Below are 19,037 nucleotides of genomic sequence, written 5' to 3' on the forward strand. Positions count from 1 at the left end.
AATTATCTATTTTTTTATTTAGTTTTTTATTTATATTAGCCTTTTCTCTTTTCTAAAGTTTCTAAAGTAATTTTTAATTTCTATTTAATCTTTTTAATTCCCATTTCTTATCTTATTTAAAAGAAATTCATACATCTTTGGAGGCTCAAAAAAACCAAGTTCTTTAAATTGTTCTAGCGCTTCCTCTCTAGAGAGATGTCCAAAAACAACTGCAGCACTTAATTCTACCATTGCCTGGGGGAAGAATACAGATTCCATATTTTTAAATCTTAAGAATTGGGTATAATCTTTAACCTGCTCAATCATACAACTAGTATGTAATTGATTTTTTTGGTTCTTAGGCATTTCCCATCCAATTTCTTTCTCTAGCAAATCAATTAAACTTTGCCATGTTCCATACGATTCTTTTGTCCTTAATCTTTTTATAATTGGGATTTCCATTTCTTTATCTTTTTCTGCTTCTTCTAAAATTTTTTGCAACGGGGCATAAAGTGGTTCAAAAATTTTCTGCAATGACGCATGATAATTATGCACTTCAGACCTCCACGTAACAGGCTCAAGTAAATCATTAGGCATTGCTCTAGCTTTTAAAACCTGAATTGTTTGCTCCCTCTCACTGGTACACTTTTTAGATGGAACAGGAAAAATATATTCTATAACAGAAGCCTGGACATCTTCCATTCCCCACATCACATAGGGAATATTGTACATCTTCGCAATAGGATAAAAAAGAGGATAAGCAGGGGCAGGACAAAGGCAAAATAATCCTAGTGTTTCATATTGTTTTTTTATAGCTTCTTCAAACATCCTTACAGGAAGAGTCCATTGAATAAGTTCAACTTCTGGCAAAGATTCCAATAATTTTTTAGTATTTCTCCTAGAGCTGTCATTAGTAAATGGCATATCCCAACAAGCAGCCAAAACACGCAATTTAAGATTCTTACTCAAATGCCAAACAAGGTAACTCGAGTCCTTACCACCTGTAAAAAACACCATCACATCAAAACGCGAAGCATGGCGTCTCTTTTTTATATTCTCTACCAGTTCATCTTCATCTATAGTTAAAAGAGAAGTAGTGCGATCAGGTTTTTCATTTTCATAACACTGACAAAATGCACACACACCGTCTTCATTAAATTCAAGACCAGGTATAACATAATCATTTGCTATGCACTTCGTACACATCTGATAATTATCTCGCGTACTGTCAGGTCTAAATTCGGAGTGAGGAACAATTATTTTTTCAGCAATAAACTTATCAAGGATTGTTTTTTCTTCCACACTTAGCTCTGTTGGTTTATCAAGTCGTTTTATAAGTTCTACTTCTTCAGAGTTCAAAGGAATAAGTTGTCTCTTATTTTTAGGCCAATTCCTTAGTCCATAATAAACTAATTTTGATTCATCTCCAACTTTTCTGATTTTCCATCTGTTTTGCAGTATGTATCTCATCTGATTAAAATACTCCTTTTGCAAATGAAGTAGTCCAAAACTCTAAGTTTAATCAACAAGACGCACTATTTACACAATAAAAAATACTTAAATTAAACTTTTTAAAAAACTATATTAAAACCTGATTAAGTTAATGCCTCAGCTCACATGACGCTATGGGAGCGTATAAACAATTAAATAAGATAGCTGTCAGAGGAGAGACATTATAAAAAATAAATTTAACTTCACCTTCTTTGTATATAAGAATAAGCTCATATTTTTAATAGTGTCAATAGATTTACCAAAAAGATTAATGTTTATACTTAGTAAGGCTAAGGTTTACTTTTTAAAAAAACTCTTTTAAGCCTCAATCCACACTATTCTTAAATTAGTCAACAAAATGTGTACCTAGAGTTAAAAACTGGCAAATACTGAGGAGGATAAAATGAATGTTATAACAAGATTCGCTCCAAGTCCAACTGGATATTTACATATTGGAGGAGCTCGTACAGCCTTGTTTAGTTGGCTTTGGGCAAGAAAGAATAAAGGAAAATTTATCTTACGTATTGAAGATACAGATAAAGAACGATCAACCCAAGAAATGACTAATGCTATCCTAGAAGCAATGGATTGGCTTGGACTAGACTATGATTTAGGACCTTATTTCCAAAGTCAAAGAGAAAAAATATATCAAGAGTATATTGAAAAGCTCTTAGAAAAGGGAGCAGCCTATTATTGTGAGTGCAGCCCAGAAGAAGTAGAAAAAATGCGTGAAGAAGCACGAGCAAAAGGACTTAAACCAAAATACAACGGAAAATGTCGCAATAAAAATCTTGGCCCAGGCAAAAATAGAGTTGTACGTCTAAAAGTACCTTTAGAAGGCTCTACTTCTTTCTATGACCTAGTTAAAGGCGAAATTAGTGTTAATAATCAAGAGTTAGATGACTTTATACTGCGCCGCTCTGACGGGACACCAACATACAATTTGGCAGTAGTAGTAGATGATTTAACAATGGGTATAACCCATGTTATTCGAGGTGATGACCATATCAACAACACACCTAAACAAATTTTAATTTACAAAGCACTAGAGGCACCTATTCCTGAATTTGCTCATGTACCTATGATTTTAGGTCCAGATAAAAAAAAGTTATCTAAGCGACATGGAGCTCTATCTGTCATGGTATATAAGGAACAGGGTTTTCTTCCTGAAGCCATCATTAACTATTTAGCAAGATTAGGTTGGGCTTATGGAGACCAAGAAATATTTTCGAGAGAAGAATTAATAGAAAAATTTTCTCTAAAAAATTTAAATAAATCTGCCAGTGTATTTGATATAGAAAAACTTCTTTGGCTAAACAGCCACTATATAAAAAACACTCCTATTGAAAAATTAGTACCCCTAGTCAAAGAGTTTGTTTATAACCTAGGTTATAAACCAGAAGATAGATATCTAGCTAAAATTATCCCTCTCTATCAACCAAGAGCAAAAACCCTCAAAGAAATGGCAGAAAATCTGCAATTTTTCCTTATAGAGGACAACAAGTTAGAGTATGATTTAAAAGCTGTAAAAAAATTCTTAACTGCTGACACTAAAAAACACCTAAACGCTCTTTTAAATAAAATGAAAAGCATTAAGGATTTTAATCAAAAAGAATTAGAAAATTTATTTCAAGACTATTTGCAGGAAACAGGTATAAAATTTAAACTTATTGCCCAGCCTCTTCGTGTTTCTATTACAGGACAAACTTTTAGTCCTGGTCTATTTGAAACAATGGAAGTGTTAGGAAAAGAAAGGGTTTTAACTAGATTAGAAAAAGCTTTAAATCTAAACGTATGAAAAAAATAACTTCCATTTTCAACTTAGAAACTTATGATTTTAAATTGCCTGAAGAACTAATAGCCCAGCAACCTATATCTAAACGTTCCCATTCTAGGTTGTTAGTTCTAAATAAAAACACAGGTCAAATTCAACTAGCTTCTTTTTCTGAATTAAAACACTTTTTGCCCTCTGGAAGTTTGCTAGTAGGAAATAATACCAAAGTCCTTCCTGCAAGAATCTTAGGTCATAAAGAAACAGGAGGTAAAGTAGAATTCTTACTTCTTACGCCCTTCCCTCTTTTAAAACCTAAAAAAATTTCCTCTAACCAATACGTAGTGGAAGCAGAAGGACTATTAAAGGCATCTAAAAGACCAAAAAAAGACCAAAAAATTATTTTTAAAGAAGATTTTTATTTAATTGTAAAAGAAAATAAAGAATTTGGCCAAGCAAAGGTTCAGATTTTTTTCCAAGGGAACTTAAAAGATAAATTTATTGCTTACGGTCATATTCCTCTTCCACCTTATATCAGACGAGAAGATACCCAAGAAGACAAAGCACGTTATCAAACTGTTTATGCATCAGAAGACAAAATAGGAGCAGTAGCAGCCCCAACAGCAGGTCTGCATTTTACTAAACACCTAAAACAAGAATTACTAGCCATTGGCTTTGATTTCACCTATATTACTCTTTATGTAGGGTATGGCACATTTTCCCCAGTAAGAACAAAAGACATTCGGAATCACCAGATGCATGCAGAATATTTTGAAATTTCTAAAAAAAGTGCTAAAGTCATTTCTCAAGCAAAGCGAGCTAAACGACCAATTATTGCAATTGGTACTACTACAGTAAGAACTCTAGAAGGAGCATTTGCTCTTATGGGAGAAATACGACCGTTTAGCGGATTTACAGATATATTTATCTATCCTGGTTTTAAATTTAAAGTAATTGATCATTTAATTACAAACTTTCATTTACCAAAGTCTTCGCTAATAATGCTAGTATCGGCTTTAGCAGGGATAGAAAACATAAAAAAAGCCTATCAAGTGGCTATTGAAAATAAAATGCGTTTTTTTTCTTATGGCGATGCTATGCTAATTCTATAATTTAAAAGGGATTATTACCTAGTAATATCCCCTAGAAAACAGGAGGTTAGAATGGCGCGGGTAATTTTTTTAGAGGATTTGTGCAAAGGATGTCTTCTTTGCACTCAGGCCTGTTCTAAAAATATTATAGAACAATCAGATAAATTTAATAAACAGGGTTATAAGGTGGTGGAAATAAAGAAAGAAAACCTAGATAAATGTATAGGTTGCGGATTTTGTAGCCTTATATGTCCTGATAGTGCTATTATTGTATATAAAACAATTAAGGAGACAGAAAATGTCTAAGCGGATGTTTGTAAAAGGAAATGAAGCAGTCGCCTTAGGGGCTTTAGCTGCTAAATGCCAATGTTATTTTGGTTATCCCATTACTCCCCAAAATGATATCCCTGAGTTTATGTCCAGAGAATTACCTAAAAGAGGAGGCGAGTTTGTCCAAGCTGAAAGTGAAATAGCGGCAGCTAATATGCTTTTAGGGGCTGCAGCAGCAGGAATTAGAGCTATGACATCTTCCTCTAGTCCTGGTATCTCTCTAAAACAAGAAGCTATTTCTTATATGGCAGGGAGTGAACTTCCTGGAGTAATTGTAAATATGAACAGAGGCGGACCAGGGTTAGGAGATATTGGACCATCTCAAGGAGATTACTTTCAAGCAACAAAAGGAGGAGGGCATGGAGACTATAGGCTTTTAGTCTTAGCCCCTGGCACTGTTCAAGAGGCCTATGATCTTACTATCCAATCCTTTGATTTAGCATTTAAATACAGAAATCCTGTAATGATCTTAGGTGATGCGATTCTGGGACAAATGAAAGAACCAATAACCCCCTGGGAACCCCAAATAGAGCCTGAGGCAGGTAAAAACTGGCATCTTGACGGAGCAAATCAAAGGGAACCACGTATTATAAAATCTCTTTATCTGGAAGACGGAGCTCTAGCTACCCACAACTTAAAACTAGCCAAAAAATACGAACAAATGAAAAAAGAAATTCGTTTTGAAGAATTTCTTACTGAAGATGCCTCTTTAATTATTGTTGCCTATGGTTCTATTGGAAGAATAGTAAAATCAACTATTAGAAAATTACGGACTTTAGGACATAAAGTGGGACTTATACGACCTATCACTTTATATCCCTTTCCAAGTGAAGTTCTATTCTCCTTGGCAAAGCAAGGTAAAAAATTTCTAACCATTGAACACAACTTAGGACAAATGGTAGAAGATGTTCAACTAGCTATCTGCCAAGTTGCTAAAACAGAATTTTATGGACACTTGCCTGGGAATTTACCCACTCCCAATGATTTTGAACAACCCATATTAAACGCTTTGGAGAAATAGCTATGAGTGAAAAAATAATATTTCCAAAACCTAAGGTCTTAACAGATAGACCTACTCATTATTGCCCAGGCTGTCATCACGGAACAGCCCATAAACTTGTAGCTCAAGTGTTAGAAGAGCTTAATCTAGTACCCAATACTATTTGTATTGGCTCTATTGGATGTTCTGTTTTTATCTATAACTATATCGCTGTAGATACTGTAGAAGCACCTCATGGTAGAGCTCCTGCAGTTGCTACTGGAGTAAAAAGAGCTAGACCAGATAAAATAGTATTTACTTACCAAGGAGATGGAGATCTAGCATCTATTGGACTTGCTGAGATTATGCACTGTGCTAACAGAGGAGAGAAAGTCACGGTAATTTTTGTAAATAATACTGTATATGGAATGACAGGAGGTCAGATGGCCCCTACTACTATGGTGGGTCAAAAAACCACAACATGTCCAGGAGGACGATGTAAAGAACGAGAGGGAGAACCTATAAAAATGGCAGAAATTATAGCCTCTCTTGGTGGAACAGCCTACTGTGCGCGAGTGGCTGTAAACAACATAAAAAATCTAAAAAAAGCTCAAAAAGCTATTTACAATGCTTTTAAAGTGCAAATAGATGGACTTGGCTTTGGGTTTGTAGAAATATTAGCAGCTTGTCCTACTAATTGGAAAATGAATCCTCTTCAAGCCAATGAAAGAGTGGAAAAAGAAATGATACCATATTTTCCTCTAGGAGAATTTAAAAACTGCCTGGGAGAAAACAAATGAGCAAATATCAGGATGTAATTATAGCTGGTTTTGGTGGCCAAGGAGTTATGCTAATAGGCAACTTATTGGCCTATGCAGCCATGGAAGAAAATTTAAATGTAACCTATATCCCTGTATATGGGCCTGAAATGAGGGGAGGAACTGCTAACTGTACAGTAGTTATCTCAGAAGAAGATATTGGGTCTCCTATTATTTTTAATCCTATCAGTCTTATTGTAATGAATAGACCCTCTCTTGATAAGTTCCAACCAAGACTCCAAGACAATGGAATATTAATTCTTAATTCTTCTTTAATAGAAACAGAACTAGCAGATAAAGACCGCCTAAAAGCCTACCCTGTTCCAGCAAATGAAATTGCAGATAAACTAGGAAACATTAAGATGGCCAATATGGTTGCCTTAGGAGCTTATATCCAAGCTACTCAAATTTTGCCACTTAGCGCTGTTCAAAATGCTTTAGAAAGTGTTATCTCTAGCCACTATGCACATTTAATACCCCATAACGCAAAAGCATTAGAAGCAGGCGCTAAACATGTTCAAGAAACAGGGAATTTATAGTTTAGCAGGGTAATAATGTATTACCCTGCTTATTTTTAGAAAAATGCAGCTTTATGGTGTTATAGGACATCCTATTTCTCACTCGTTAAGCCCAGTACTACACAACTGGGCGTTTAAAAAATTTGGATATAAAGACAAAGTTTATATTGCCTGGGATATTACTCCCAAAAATTTAGAAAAATTTTTACATAATTTAGACATATTTCAAGTAAAAGGACTTAGTGTTACTATCCCACATAAACAAAACATTCTCTCTTTTGCCCAAAAAATAAGTCCTTTAGCTCAAAAAATACAAGCAGCAAATACTCTAGTATACCATAAAGGCATATGGCTGGCAGAAAATACAGATGTTTATGGTTTTATTCAACCTTTACAACAATTAAATATAAAATTGCAAAAAGCTTTGATCTTAGGTGCAGGTGGAGCAAGTTTAGCTGTAATTTATGGATTAAAAAAACTAAAAATAGAGGAAATTTATATCAGCAATAGGACGATATCCAAAGCTAGACAGTTAGCTAAAAACTTAGGATTAAAAGAAATATCATGGGAAGACAAAGAAAAATTACGTCCCGACATTTTAATTAACACTACTCCTTTAGGTATGTCTGGAAAATGGCAAAATAAAACCCCCTGGAACGCGGATTTAAAAGGAATTAAAGTAGTGTATGATATTATCTATAATCCAAACCCTACTTTACTTTTAAAACAAGCTAAAAAATTTAATTGTACTACTATTTCAGGCTTAGAAATGTTTATTTACCAAGCCCAACAACAATTTAAACTGTTTACAGGACAAACATTCTCTTTTTATGAAGCATTTAACTACCTTAATATCAATACTTTCACAAGGCAGTAATATATGCCATCTAACTATCTTACTATAGGAATCATTGTAGATGAAAGCGAGACAAGAGAATTTAATACCTTACTTCAAAAAATCATCAGACACCTTCAAAAACAACTAAAAAAGAACTTTCCTCAATTTAAATGGGTTTTTTCTTTTTTAAAAAGAAAAGACTTTCCTACATCTATTCCCCTTGATCCCTTAGAACTTTTAGAATTTGGAGCATCTCTTAAATTAGAATATAATCTTGACTTCGCTCTTGTATTTACAAGCTTGCCTCTTAAGTCTCGCTTTAACCAAATAGTAAATGCTGTGCCATCTAATATGTTAGAGACTGCTGTAATTAGTATGGCAAGCATCATAGAGGAAGATACAAACAAACAAGTACATGGTCTTTTGGCTTTATGTAAGCATGTATTAGGACATTTATGGGGCTTAGAACATAACTCAAATTCAGTTATGCAGCCTCATCATATATGGACAAAAGCACACAAACTATCTTGGAACAAAGAAGAGAAAAAGCACATCCTAAGTTATCTTAAAGATATTGCAGATCCTCGATTAGAAGAAACATCAAAAGGCCTGAAATTAAGCACATTCCTCTTTTATTTGCATGTTCTTAAAAGAGAAGGAATATCTATTTTAAGAGATATTTTGCTTTTCCGTTCCTGGCTTATGATGCTCCGTCTAGGCAAGTTTACTGTTGCCACAGCTGTATCAATAATTTTTTTATTTTTAAGTGCAGAAGCTTGGGAAATGGGGGCAGCCATATGTCCATTTTGGCTAAATATTGGAATAGGTATAATACTTTTAGCAGCAACCCTTTCTCTATACTTTGGACAAAACTTACACAAAGTAGCTAAGTCTGAGAGGATAAAAGAACAGGCTGTTCGTTCAAAACTGGTACTATTTGGAACACTATTTATGGGGATTACAATTTTTTGGCTTAATCTTTTTCTTATATCAACGACTATTATTTATCTCTTACCCCAAAAAATACTTATTGGTTGGGCTGGAATAAAAAACAATTTGCCTATTTTTCATTTTGGCAAAATAATGGCAACCTTTGGGATACTTGCTTCTGCTCTTGGTGGGAATTTAGAAGAAGCTCAAGACATCAAAGCAGTACTTTTTTATACAGAAGAAACTTAATATTTTTAAAAACTAAGGCACATAAATTTTCAAAGTTTTGCCTGGCCTTAAAATTTGATCAGCACCCAAATCATTCCACTTTAAAATTTGTTTTAAACTTACTCCAAATCTTTTGGCAATAATCCACAAATTATCTCCTCTTCTCACTCTATACCATACCAACTGGCCTTGAAAAAATTCCTTGGCCGATTTTTTCACTAACCTAGTTTTTTTAATCCCCATATCAGGGATATATAACTTTTGCCCTATTTGAAGTTTTGAGCTTACCAAACCATTTGCTTTTTTAAGTGTTTTTACACTAATTCCAAATCTTCTAGCAATTGTCCACAGACTATCACCTTGTTGCACAATATAGTTTGCTCTTTTTAAAGCTTCTTTTCTTACTATCGTATATCTAGAAAAATATTCTTTCTGGCCACTCTTAGGAATAATTATAATTTTACCCGGTCTCAATATATTAGAATAAGTTCCATTCACCTTTTTTAAAACAGAAATAGGTACTCCATATCTTCTAGAAATACGCCACCATGAATCTCCTATTCTCACTTTATATCTTAAAATTCCCGCATATATCTTTTTACACTCTTTTATAAACTTCTGGGCCAAATCTACTTTATCTTTTGGTAAATATACCTTTATTCTTCTATCAGGAGGAGCAACCATTCTCCTAATAGCTGGATTTAATTGTCTAAAATCATGCCAACTTAAGCCTAAATAATTACTTAACGCTAACAAATCCATCCTTGGAGTAACTTCTATTTGAGCTAAAACAGGATCTTCCTCAAATTTTAAGCGAGGAAAGCCAAGTTCTTCTAAATTTTGCACAATCTTTAAGATTGCTAAAAATTTTGGAACATAGTGCCGTGTCTCTCTCCTTAAATAACGCCTATTTTTTTTACATATAGCAAAAAAGTCATCCTGCTTACTTCTTCTAATGGCTTTACAAATTTTCCCAGGACCAGCATTATAAGCAGCTAAAGCAAGATACCAGTCCCCAAATCGTTTATAAAGATCTTTTAACATCTTAGCTGCTGCATAAGTGGATTTAAAAGGATCTCTTCTTTCATCTATCCACCAATCAACTCTAAGTCCATATTTACGAGCAGTTTTTGGCATAAACTGCCACATTCCTGCTGCTCCAGCTCTAGAATAAGCCCACGGATTATATCCACTTTCTGCAAAAGGCAAAAAGATTAAATCCTCTGGCAATCCTTGCTCTTTAAAAACCTTACGCACAAAAGGAAGATACTTTTGGCCTCGTTCAAGCCATCTAATAAAAGTTTTCCTATGGGTAGTTGTGTAGTATTTAAAATAAAGCTTTAATTCCTTGGTCTCATAAATATCTAATTGGAAATTCAATGCATCTGGTTTTTTTAGTAATTCTTCTTCTTTAGGAGACAACTTAGTATCTTCAGGATATTCTTTTATCTCCGTATCTTCTACTATTTCAGCACCTTCTGGCAAGGTTTCTTCGACACTCTGCTTTAACTCTGTAGCATTATTGCTTTTCTCAATGTTATCAACAGAACAAGATTTCATCTCCACAGGAATATTATTCTGTGTTTTAAGATGCAGCTTAGAACAAGCACTTATAAAAATTAAAAAAAACATTAGTATCCAAAAACAAAAACGCATGTAAACTCCTTTGAACCTAAATTTACCTTAGGCTCTACTTTAACTCGCTAATCCTTGCCTCTAGCTAGTAAAAACAAAAGCCCTTGGCAAGTGGATGTTTTTCGGATATTTTGGGTCTATTAAAAATAGAGGTCAAAATGTCATCTTTACTTGTAGGGCAAAAACCTGTCTTTGAAGAACTTCAAAAACAATCTCCCCAAATTGATAGGGTTTACTTAGCTAAAAATAAGAAACATATAGGGAAAATCTTAACTCTATGTAAAAAAAAGAATATTCCTTATAAGTTTATAACCCAAGAAGATTTAAATAAATTTTTTCCTGGCAATCATCAGGGTATTATTGCAAGACTAAACTTAGTAAATTTTTTATCTGTAGAAAACATATTTAACTTTACCTTAAACAGTAAATTCCCTCTTATTTTAGCTTTAGATTGCGTTCAAGACCCTCAAAATGTTGGAAGTATAATAAGAACCTTAGTGGCCTTAGGAGGTGGGGGAATAATCCTTCCTAAAGATAGAAGTGCTTTTTTGGGAACAGGAGTGGAAAAAAGCTCTGCAGGAGCAGTATTCAAAGCCAAGATCGCTAAAGTCACCAATTTGGCCCGCACCTTAGAGCTTGGGAAACAATATGGATACCATGTATATGCAACTGTGCCTCGCAAAGGAGAAAATCCCTTTGTTTTAAATTTAAATTTCCCAGCTATTTTAGTCTTGGGTAATGAAGAAAAAGGAATTAGACCTGGAGTATTAAAACGATGTGACACAAAACTTACTATTCCTATGCTTGGAAAATTTGAGTCTCTTAATGTATCTCAAGCAGGTGCGATTTTAATGGGCGAATTTTTAAGACAAAACTCATTTATTTAATCAAAATTAATGAATATAATTTGGAAGATTTAAAAGTAAATCTCTAGTAAATGTTATCATTTTATCCATTATCCAAGGAAAGCTAACCAACAAAACCAAAAAAATTGAAATAATTTTAGGTATAATCGACAAGGTCATCTCTTGAAGTTGAGTAGCAGCCTGAATTACAGAAACAAACACACCAACAATAAGCCCTACTCCTAACATAGGCAAAGAGATAAAAAGCGTAAGCTCTATAGACTGTCTGGCAAAACCTACAATAAATTCTGGAGTCATTTTTTTCTCCTTTAGACATTTAATAAAAACTATTAACCAAAGATCCCACTAGCAAATTCCAGCCATCAACCATTACAAAAAGAAGAATCTTAAAAGGCAAAGAAATCATAATAGGTGGCAACATCATCATACCCATGGAAAGTAAAATACTTGCCACAACCATATCTAAAATAAGAAAAGGAATATAAATAAGAAATCCTATTTCAAATCCAGTCTTTAACTCGCTTATCATATAGGCAGGCAAAAGAAGAAGTGTTGGCACATCTTCTTTAGTTTCAGGTCGCTTCAGGCCTGTAATTGCATAAAAAATGGAGAGATCTTTTTCTCTTGTATGTTTAAATAAAAAAGCACGTAAAGGTTGCTCTGCTCTTTTTAAAGCCTCTTTATAGCCTATTTCTTCATGAAGATAGGGTTGAAGCGCACTCTCATTTATTTGTTTGCCTACAGGAGCCATAATGGCAGCTGTCATAAAAATAGCCAAAGCGATTAAAACTTGATTGGGAGGCATTTGTTGTGTTCCAAGAGCATGTCTTAAAAAAGAAAATACTACAATAATGCGAGTAAAAGAAGTTAAAGTCAAAATAATGGCAGGAGCTAAGGACAAAACTGTCAAAAGAAACAGTATTTCTAGCAAGACAGAAACCTTTTCAGGTTCTGTTTGGCCTGCTGCTAATTTTAAAGTGATAGTTGGTAATGTTGGTCCTTCTGCTGCCCAAAGAACTGTGGGAAGAAAAATAAAGAAAAATAAATTAAGAACAAGAATTTTGTTCTTGTTCCAATACCTTACCAAAGTCCTCATCTTTATCATGATCCACTTCTACCTCACTTAAAAAAGTCATGGTGTTTTCACTAACACCAATCAAAACCTTTTTATTCAAGAAGCGGACCATTAAAAGAGATTTTTTAGGATTTACTGGAATAGAACAAAGTACTTCTAATTCTCCATGACTTTGAGATTTAAAAATAGACTTGGGACCAAAACGACGTAAAAGATAATATAAAAGTAAAATAAAAGCTAAAAGAAAAAATAATGCGCCTGCCATCTTTAAAGTGGCCACACCTAAACTCATTTGGGGAGAAGCAAAAGTTGCATTAGACATAGTAGTTACTAGGTATATTTTTTAATAGGTTGTCTAACCAAGCTGTTTAATCCTCTCAATTGGGCTAATTATATCTGTCAACCTAACTCCAAACTTTTCATTAATAACAACAGCCTCTCCTCGTGCTACCAATTTCCCATTTACTAAAATTTCCAACGGCTCTCCTGCTAGTTTATTTAATTCTATTACCGATCCCTGCCCTAATTGTAAAAGCTCATTAATAAGCAATTGGGTACTACCCAGTTGGGCAGTTACTGTAAGCGGAATATCTAAAATAAATTCTAACTCTCTCTTGGTTCCTGGTGGGGCTTTTTTAGCCTCCTCTGTCAAATCTTTGAATTGAGCAGTCTTACTCTGTGCGGCTAATGTTTTTTGTTTTTTTTCTTCTTCTACTTTATTAGCCTCTTCTGCTGCCAAAGCTTTTGCCCACTCATCGGCTAAAGCCTCTTCATCTTTAGGCTCTGCCTCTTTGTTTTCTTCCTGTTGAGTATTTTCTTTAGCTTCTGTAGGTGCAGCTTGGTTAGACTCCTCAGCAGAAGATTCTTCAAGTAAATCTTCTCCCCCATCTTCTAAGGCTTTTGCCCATTCTTCTGCTAATTTTTCTTGATCATCAGTCATATTTATATCTCCTAAAAGTGAGGTTCTTCTTCTTTTATTACCTGATAAGCTTTATTCCCCTTAACATAGCCAGGAAGCCCATGAAACTTTAAAACTCCTTGAACATAACCAGGTAATAAATCGCCTTCATCTGTATCCAAAAGTAACACGTCTCCTACCTCTAAATTCAGCAACTGTCTGCCAGTTATTTGGGTTTTTCCTAGCGTAACCTTAAACTCTACAGGGACTTCCATCAGTCTTTCTTTAAACCTAGAAATCCAAGCATGGTCAACTTCTAGCCTCTCAGACTGATAAGCTGCATATAGTTTAGAGCGAATTGGTTCAATAGTAGCATACGGCAAACAAACGATTAAGGAACCAATGGCATTATCCAATTCCACTTCAAAACTTATTACCACTACAACATCACTAGGCGGGACAATAGCAGCAAATTGTGGATTTATTTCTGAACGAACATATTCAATTTTAACTTCATGCACTGGTTGCCAAGAGGATTCCATGTTAGCCAATAAAATTTTTACCACCTTTTTAATAATTGCTTGTTCTATTGGGGTAAAATCTCTGCCCTCCACTTTTGGTTGACTTCCAGAGCCTCCAAAAAAACTTTCTACTAAAGCAAAAACTAACCTTGTATCCACAACTAAAATAGCATTTCCCCGAAGAGGTTCTATTTTAAAAATATTAATACTTGTCGGTACAGGTAGAGAGCGCATAAAATCACCAAATTTACTCATATCTATAGAAACAGGATTTACATCCACTCTTTTGCGCATCGCATTGGCCAAAGCATTACTAGATAAACGAGCAAATCTATCATTTATAATTTCTAAAACAGGCATTCGTCCCCGAATAATTCTATCTTGATTAGAAAGATCAAAAGGCACTACTCCTGAATCATCTTCAGGGACATCTGTTTCTGCTTCTATCTCTCCACCAGTAAGGCCTCTTAACAAGGCATCTACTTCATCCTGACTTAATATCTTGTTCATTTATTGGACCACCAATTCTGTAAAATAAACCCTTAAGACTTTACCTTGACCCAATATTTGAGTCATCCTTGAAACTATCTCGTTTTTTAGTTCTAACTTCCCCTTTACTGTACTAATATCTGCAAAAGTTTTACTCGATAAAAGAAGAATAATGGCATCTTTTATTTGAGGCAATTTTTTTTCCATTTCCTCCACAACTTTTTTATTTTTTAATTCTACATCCATACTTAACTTTAAATACCTTCTGCCTAAAGGGTCTGCCAAATTCACAATAAAAGAAGGCAACGTATATATCTCTGTGGGCCCCTCTTCCTGTTTTGCTTCTTCTTGTTTCTCTTCCTGTTTAGTTCCATTTTGAACTTGCTCTTTATTCTCCTTTGGACTTAAAAAATACTTATAAGCAAAAAACCCCCCCCTCCAAGCAAAGCCAAAACCACCACTCCAATTATAATCCACTTCAACTTTCCACCTTTTTTTTCTATTTTTTCTTCTTTTTCTTCTGTTTTTTTCTTTTTAGCCATTTAACCATCCCCTATTATAAATAGTGATATCCATTAATCTTTAATAAAATCTCTACACGCCTATTCCTTTTTCTTCCTTCTGGAGTTTTATTATCTGCAATAGGAAAATTTGGACCGTACGCTGAAACAGAAAACCGCTCTGGAGCAATATGTTGCTCTCTTAAAAACTCTAACACAGCAAGAGCACGTAAAGAAGAAAGAGTATAATTGTCCATTTTTCTGCTTTTTAAATTATCTGTATAACCAGCTATATTTACAGGTGCAGGCCAAATGGAAATTAAAATTGCTATCTGCTTTAAAAGCTCTTTAGCAGCTGGCAACAATTGATACGCACCTGGCTTAAACAATATACCGTCATGCAAAACTAGGGCCACTCCTTCTGGCCTTTTCAAAATTTCTAAATTTTTTTGCAAAGTACTTTTAGTTATCTCAGGAGGCAACACCTCATCAGGGAACAACAAATCAATAATCCTTTGCTGTTTATCTAAAATCTCCCATGGTTTTTGCAAAATATCTTTTAAAAGCTTAAATCTATCTTCTATTTTAACATTCGAAGAAGCACCCAAAAAACCTGTACTCTGAGTAAATACAGATACAACATCTTTTACTACACTATTATCTAAACTAGACATGGATAAAAGCAAAACAAAAAAAGTTAAAAGCAAAGTGACTAAATCTGAAAAAGTCACCAACCACCCATCTTTTGGTGGTCCCCCTCCTCCTTTGCTTTTTTTTCGTTTGCCCATTATTCCTTCGGACCATTAAGATCAAAAATAAAATCTTTATAAATAAATTTATCTTTTTTTACTTTACCTTTTAACTTATATCTAGCAAGTTCTTCACTTGCCCAGGACTTTATCCTTTTATCTAAAACAAGTTCTACCCTTCTATTTTGCTTTCTTCCTTGAGCTGTCATATTAGAATAACGGGGTCTAAAACGCCCAAAAGCTTCTATCCTTAATTTTTTAGGATCAATACCAGAACTTAAAAAATATTTATACACAGCTAAGGTACGCGCTAAAGACAACTTCCAAGACAAATCCAGTTTAGATTTTGCCTGCATTTTAAGATACTCAGGGCCAAATTCATCTCTTAAACTTCCAACATGACCTCTTAATTCAATAGGATATTCTATATTTTTTAAAATCTTTATAATTTTATTTAGTAATTGTTTTCCCTCTGCTGTCAACTCAGCGCTCCCAGGGGAAAATAATATATCCGTTCCAAGTTCTAAAACCTGTAGAAATCTATTAGACATTAAGTTTAAATCTCTATTCTTCTCATCCCACAATAATGGTTTAATCGCCTGAAAATCCTTAATTCCCTCAAACGGCCCTGGCTCTGCAGCACTTTTACCCTTATCTTTATTTAATGGAACAATGCCTGTAGGTCCTAAACCAAAAGAGCCAGCTAAAGCCCCTAATGCTCTTTTCACTTTTCTCTCGTCTTTTAATGACGCCATAGAAAGCAATAAGACAAAAAAAGTGAGCAACAAGGTCATCATATCTGAAAAGGTAACTAACCATGCAGGCATGCCTTCTTCTTTAGTTTCTTTTTCTTTTTTACTCATTATTCTGATTGCTTACGCATTTTTGGAGGAATAAAACTATTTAATTTATCTTCTACAATTCTAGGATTCTCTCCTTTAGAAATTGACAATATGCCCTCTAATATCATTTCCTTAATAAGTCGTTCTTCTTTACTTCTAGTTTTAAGTTTACCTGCCATTGGATTAAATACCAAATTAGCCAAGATAGCGCCGTAAAAAGTAGTGATCAAAGCTACAGCCATAGATGGACCAATACTGCTTGGATCATTCATATTTTGAAGCATCTGCACAAGACCAATAACTGTACCTATCATTCCCATGGCCGGAGCAAATGCTCCCATTATGCTTAATATCTCTGAACCAAGTTCATGTCTCTCTTCCATATAAGATATTTCAGTCTCTAAAATCTCTTGAATTGTCTGTGGTTCCAACCCATCCACTGTAAGTTGTAAGCCTTTTTGCAAAAAAGGATCCTGTACCTCTTTAATTAAAGGCTCTAAAGCTAAAATGCCTTCTCTTCTTGCTCTATTGGCATAATCAATAAAACGTTCTATAACTTGGGTAGGATTATCTCCTTTTGCAAAAAAAGTATTTTTAATAACCCCCATAACCCCTAACACATGACCTAGAGGATAATTTACTAAAGTAGCCCCAATCGTCCCACCTATAACAATTAACATAGACGGAACATTAACAAATATCATTGGGCTACCACCTGTAACAATAGCCCCAGCCACTAAACCGAAAGATAATACTATACCAACAATAGTTGCTAAATCCATAACGTATTGATCCCCTTATCTTTTCTTCGGATTTTTCAATTATTAACTTTATGGTCTGGGACCAAAAATTCTAGTTCCTACTCTAATTAAAGTAGCGCCTTCATAAATCGCTTCTTTAAAATCTAAAGTCATGCCCATAGAAAGATGGGGAAATTGTTTTCCAAAAGCTTGTTCCATCTTTTCCTTCCATTTTCTAAGCATAGAAAAATAATTTCTCATCTTATTCCTATCTTGGGTATAGGGTGGAAGAGTCATAAACCCTTTTAAGCAAATACTTGGTAATTTTAAAATATTTTCTACTAATGCTTCTAAATCCTCAGGTAATACTCCTGCTTTTTGAGGTTCTTTCCCTATATTTACCTGAACTAAAACATCTTGCACTATTTTTTTATCTAAGGCTTTTTTATTTAGTGCCTGAGCCAACTTCAATCTATCTATACTATGAATTAAAGAAAAATTACCTACCACAAATTTAGCTTTATTAGTCTGTAATGCTCCTATAAAATGCCAGTCTAAAGAAAGTTTAGATAATTCTTTCTGTTTAGCAAGTGCCTCTTGAACATAGTTTTCTCCAAAAGACTTTTGCCCTAATTGAGCTAAAAATTTAATATCTTCAGCTAAATGTTTTTTAGAAACTGCGATTAATTGCACCTCTTCGGGAGAACGATGACAATCTATACATGCCTCTTGAATTTCTTCTATTAATTTTAAAAAGTTATCTTTTAATACTTGTTTACGAGCTTGTTCCACCGCTACACCTCTACAAAGAATTTAAAAATTGTCTTGTCCTAATCCCAAAGACATTAAAAAACCTGTATTTTCTGTCCATTTGGGTTTTACTTTAACCCAAAGATCTAAGAACACCTTTTTAGAAAGCATGTCTTCTAACTCTTGCCTTGCCTCTGTACCAACCTTTTTTAACATTCTCCCCTTATTACCTATTACAATAGGTTTATGAGATTCTCTGCTAACATAAATAGTAGCTAAAATACGAACTAAATCTTCATCTTCTTGCCAATCATCTATGTTAACAGCGACAGAATAAGGAAGTTCTTTTTGTAAATATAAAAACAATTTTTCTCTAATTAACTCAGCAGCCAAAAAACGAAGCGGAGCCGTGGAAATTTGATCTTCTGGATATAACATTGGTCCATAGGGAAGCAATTCTACTATCTTTTTAATTACTTCAATACACCCATCTCCTGTTAATGCAGAAACATAAAAAATATCTTTACCTGGCAAAAATTTTAAAACCTCTTCAGTTAAAGGAAGAAGTAAATTTTTATTCTTTATTTTGTCTATTTTATTTATCACCACTAAAATTGGCTTATCAATTTTACTAAGTCTTTCTACAATAAAACTTACTTCTTTTTTAATAAGATACTCTTTTTTTACATATAAGTGGCCGTCTAACATTAAAACCACTACATCTGATGCATCTAAGCCAGCAAATGCTGATTTTAATAAAAAGTTATTTAACTTTCCTTTATGTTGATGGATACCTGGAGTATCAATAAACACTATTTGAAAGTTTTCTTTTGTAAAAATACCTGTAATTTGATTCCGCGTAGTTTGAGGTTTGGGACTTACAATTGCAATCTTTTCCCCTATGATTGAGTTTAAAAAAGTTGATTTTCCCGCATTAGGAGGACCTATTAAAGCAACTATCCCAGATTTAAAATCTTCATTATTATACTTATCTTCCAT

General features: G+C 34.0%; 22 protein-coding genes. 9 read left to right on the plus strand and 13 right to left on the minus strand.

Translation table 11 applies throughout. The features are described from left to right. Positions 1 to 93: 93 nt before the first annotated feature. Positions 94 to 1,449 (minus strand): adenine nucleotide alpha hydrolase family protein, encoded by a 1,356-nt coding sequence (locus BLP60_RS03495; RefSeq protein WP_092063480.1) that lies wholly within the window; start codon positions 1,447 to 1,449, stop codon positions 94 to 96. Positions 1,450 to 1,873: 424 nt separating this feature from the next. Between BLP60_RS03495 and gltX the strand changes: the two genes are divergently transcribed. The 8 genes from gltX to BLP60_RS03535 are packed head-to-tail and all read left to right on the plus strand — an operon-like array spanning position 1,874 to position 8,994. Next, positions 1,874 to 3,268, plus strand: a complete 1,395-nt coding sequence (gene gltX, locus BLP60_RS03500; protein WP_092063484.1) for a glutamate--tRNA ligase — start codon at positions 1,874 to 1,876, stop codon at positions 3,266 to 3,268. Next, positions 3,265 to 4,353, plus strand: coding sequence for a tRNA preQ1(34) S-adenosylmethionine ribosyltransferase-isomerase QueA (gene queA / locus BLP60_RS03505; RefSeq protein ID WP_092063487.1), 1,089 nt, complete (start codon positions 3,265 to 3,267; stop codon positions 4,351 to 4,353). Before gltX ends, queA begins: the two co-directional genes overlap by 4 nt. 51 nt (positions 4,354 to 4,404) lie before the next feature. After that, positions 4,405 to 4,638 carry a 4Fe-4S dicluster domain-containing protein gene (locus tag BLP60_RS03510; RefSeq protein ID WP_092063490.1) on the plus strand — a complete coding sequence of 78 codons (234 nt, stop codon included), beginning with the start codon at positions 4,405 to 4,407 and terminating at the stop codon, positions 4,636 to 4,638. Then, positions 4,631 to 5,683, plus strand: coding sequence for a 3-methyl-2-oxobutanoate dehydrogenase subunit VorB (locus BLP60_RS03515; protein ID WP_092063493.1), 1,053 nt, complete (start codon positions 4,631 to 4,633; stop codon positions 5,681 to 5,683). Before BLP60_RS03510 ends, BLP60_RS03515 begins: the two co-directional genes overlap by 8 nt. A 2-nt stretch (positions 5,684 to 5,685) precedes the next feature. Next, positions 5,686 to 6,441: a thiamine pyrophosphate-dependent enzyme gene (locus BLP60_RS03520; RefSeq protein WP_092063496.1), complete on the plus strand. Its 756-nt coding sequence runs from the start codon at positions 5,686 to 5,688 to the stop codon at positions 6,439 to 6,441. Next, on the plus strand, positions 6,438 to 6,998 hold the full coding sequence (locus tag BLP60_RS03525) for a 2-oxoacid:ferredoxin oxidoreductase subunit gamma family protein (protein ID WP_092063499.1): 561 nt from the start codon (positions 6,438 to 6,440) through the stop codon (positions 6,996 to 6,998). The genes BLP60_RS03520 and BLP60_RS03525 overlap by 4 nt, the downstream gene beginning before the upstream one ends. Before the next feature lie 43 nt (positions 6,999 to 7,041). Beyond that, complete coding sequence (aroE, locus tag BLP60_RS03530; protein ID WP_092063502.1) at positions 7,042 to 7,854, plus strand: shikimate dehydrogenase; 813 nt, start codon at positions 7,042 to 7,044, stop codon at positions 7,852 to 7,854. Between the two features lie 3 nt (positions 7,855 to 7,857). Next, positions 7,858 to 8,994: a hypothetical protein gene (locus tag BLP60_RS03535; RefSeq protein WP_092063505.1), complete on the plus strand. Its 1,137-nt coding sequence runs from the start codon at positions 7,858 to 7,860 to the stop codon at positions 8,992 to 8,994. A gap of 12 nt (positions 8,995 to 9,006) precedes the next feature. Here BLP60_RS03535 and BLP60_RS03540 read toward each other — a convergent pair whose 3' ends face one another. Beyond that, entirely contained in the window at positions 9,007 to 10,629 is a 1,623-nt protein-coding gene (locus BLP60_RS03540) for a LysM peptidoglycan-binding domain-containing protein (RefSeq protein ID WP_092063508.1), read from the minus strand. Positions 10,630 to 10,766: 137 nt separating this feature from the next. Here BLP60_RS03540 and rlmB point away from each other — a divergent pair, with 137 nt between their 5' ends. Next, positions 10,767 to 11,495 (plus strand): 23S rRNA (guanosine(2251)-2'-O)-methyltransferase RlmB, encoded by a 729-nt coding sequence (rlmB, locus tag BLP60_RS03545; RefSeq protein ID WP_092063512.1) that lies wholly within the window; start codon positions 10,767 to 10,769, stop codon positions 11,493 to 11,495. A 6-nt stretch (positions 11,496 to 11,501) separates the two neighbouring features. On the opposite strand, the gene fliQ is transcribed toward rlmB, so the two are convergent. The 11 genes from fliQ to era form a co-directional block, all read right to left on the minus strand. Beyond that, positions 11,502 to 11,771: a flagellar biosynthesis protein FliQ gene (fliQ, locus tag BLP60_RS03550; protein WP_092063515.1), complete on the minus strand. Its 270-nt coding sequence runs from the start codon at positions 11,769 to 11,771 to the stop codon at positions 11,502 to 11,504. Between the two features lie 19 nt (positions 11,772 to 11,790). Continuing rightward, positions 11,791 to 12,579, minus strand: a complete 789-nt coding sequence (gene fliP, locus BLP60_RS03555; RefSeq protein WP_234970942.1) for a flagellar type III secretion system pore protein FliP — start codon at positions 12,577 to 12,579, stop codon at positions 11,791 to 11,793. After that, a complete protein-coding gene (gene fliO / locus BLP60_RS03560; RefSeq protein ID WP_092063517.1) occupies positions 12,521 to 12,871 on the minus strand; it encodes a flagellar biosynthetic protein FliO in 351 nt (116 codons plus the stop codon). The genes fliP and fliO overlap by 59 nt, the downstream gene beginning before the upstream one ends. 33 nt (positions 12,872 to 12,904) lie before the next feature. After that, positions 12,905 to 13,489 (minus strand): flagellar motor switch protein FliN, encoded by a 585-nt coding sequence (fliN, locus tag BLP60_RS03565; RefSeq protein WP_092063519.1) that lies wholly within the window; start codon positions 13,487 to 13,489, stop codon positions 12,905 to 12,907. A gap of 11 nt (positions 13,490 to 13,500) precedes the next feature. Next, positions 13,501 to 14,478, minus strand: coding sequence for a flagellar motor switch protein FliM (gene fliM / locus BLP60_RS03570; protein ID WP_092063522.1), 978 nt, complete (start codon positions 14,476 to 14,478; stop codon positions 13,501 to 13,503). Then, entirely contained in the window at positions 14,479 to 14,934 is a 456-nt protein-coding gene (locus BLP60_RS10770; protein WP_434963927.1) for a flagellar basal body-associated FliL family protein, read from the minus strand. Positions 14,935 to 15,013: 79 nt separating this feature from the next. Next, positions 15,014 to 15,745: an OmpA/MotB family protein gene (locus BLP60_RS03580; protein ID WP_092063525.1), complete on the minus strand. Its 732-nt coding sequence runs from the start codon at positions 15,743 to 15,745 to the stop codon at positions 15,014 to 15,016. Next, complete coding sequence (locus tag BLP60_RS03585; RefSeq protein WP_092063528.1) at positions 15,745 to 16,569, minus strand: OmpA/MotB family protein; 825 nt, start codon at positions 16,567 to 16,569, stop codon at positions 15,745 to 15,747. The genes BLP60_RS03580 and BLP60_RS03585 overlap by 1 nt, the downstream gene beginning before the upstream one ends. Next, the gene (locus tag BLP60_RS03590; protein ID WP_092063531.1) at positions 16,569 to 17,330 is read right to left on the minus strand and encodes a flagellar motor protein; all 762 of its coding nucleotides are present in this window, start codon (positions 17,328 to 17,330) and stop codon (positions 16,569 to 16,571) included. The genes BLP60_RS03585 and BLP60_RS03590 overlap by 1 nt, the downstream gene beginning before the upstream one ends. Positions 17,331 to 17,378: 48 nt before the next feature. After that, positions 17,379 to 18,080, minus strand: a complete 702-nt coding sequence (locus tag BLP60_RS03595) for a YggS family pyridoxal phosphate-dependent enzyme (protein WP_092063534.1) — start codon at positions 18,078 to 18,080, stop codon at positions 17,379 to 17,381. Between the two features lie 21 nt (positions 18,081 to 18,101). Next, the gene (gene era, locus BLP60_RS03600; RefSeq protein ID WP_092063537.1) at positions 18,102 to 19,037 is read right to left on the minus strand and encodes a GTPase Era; all 936 of its coding nucleotides are present in this window, start codon (positions 19,035 to 19,037) and stop codon (positions 18,102 to 18,104) included.

Source organism: Desulfonauticus submarinus (assembly GCF_900104045.1).
In the GTDB taxonomy this organism is placed as follows: domain Bacteria; phylum Desulfobacterota; class Desulfovibrionia; order Desulfovibrionales; family Desulfonatronovibrionaceae; genus Desulfonauticus; species Desulfonauticus submarinus.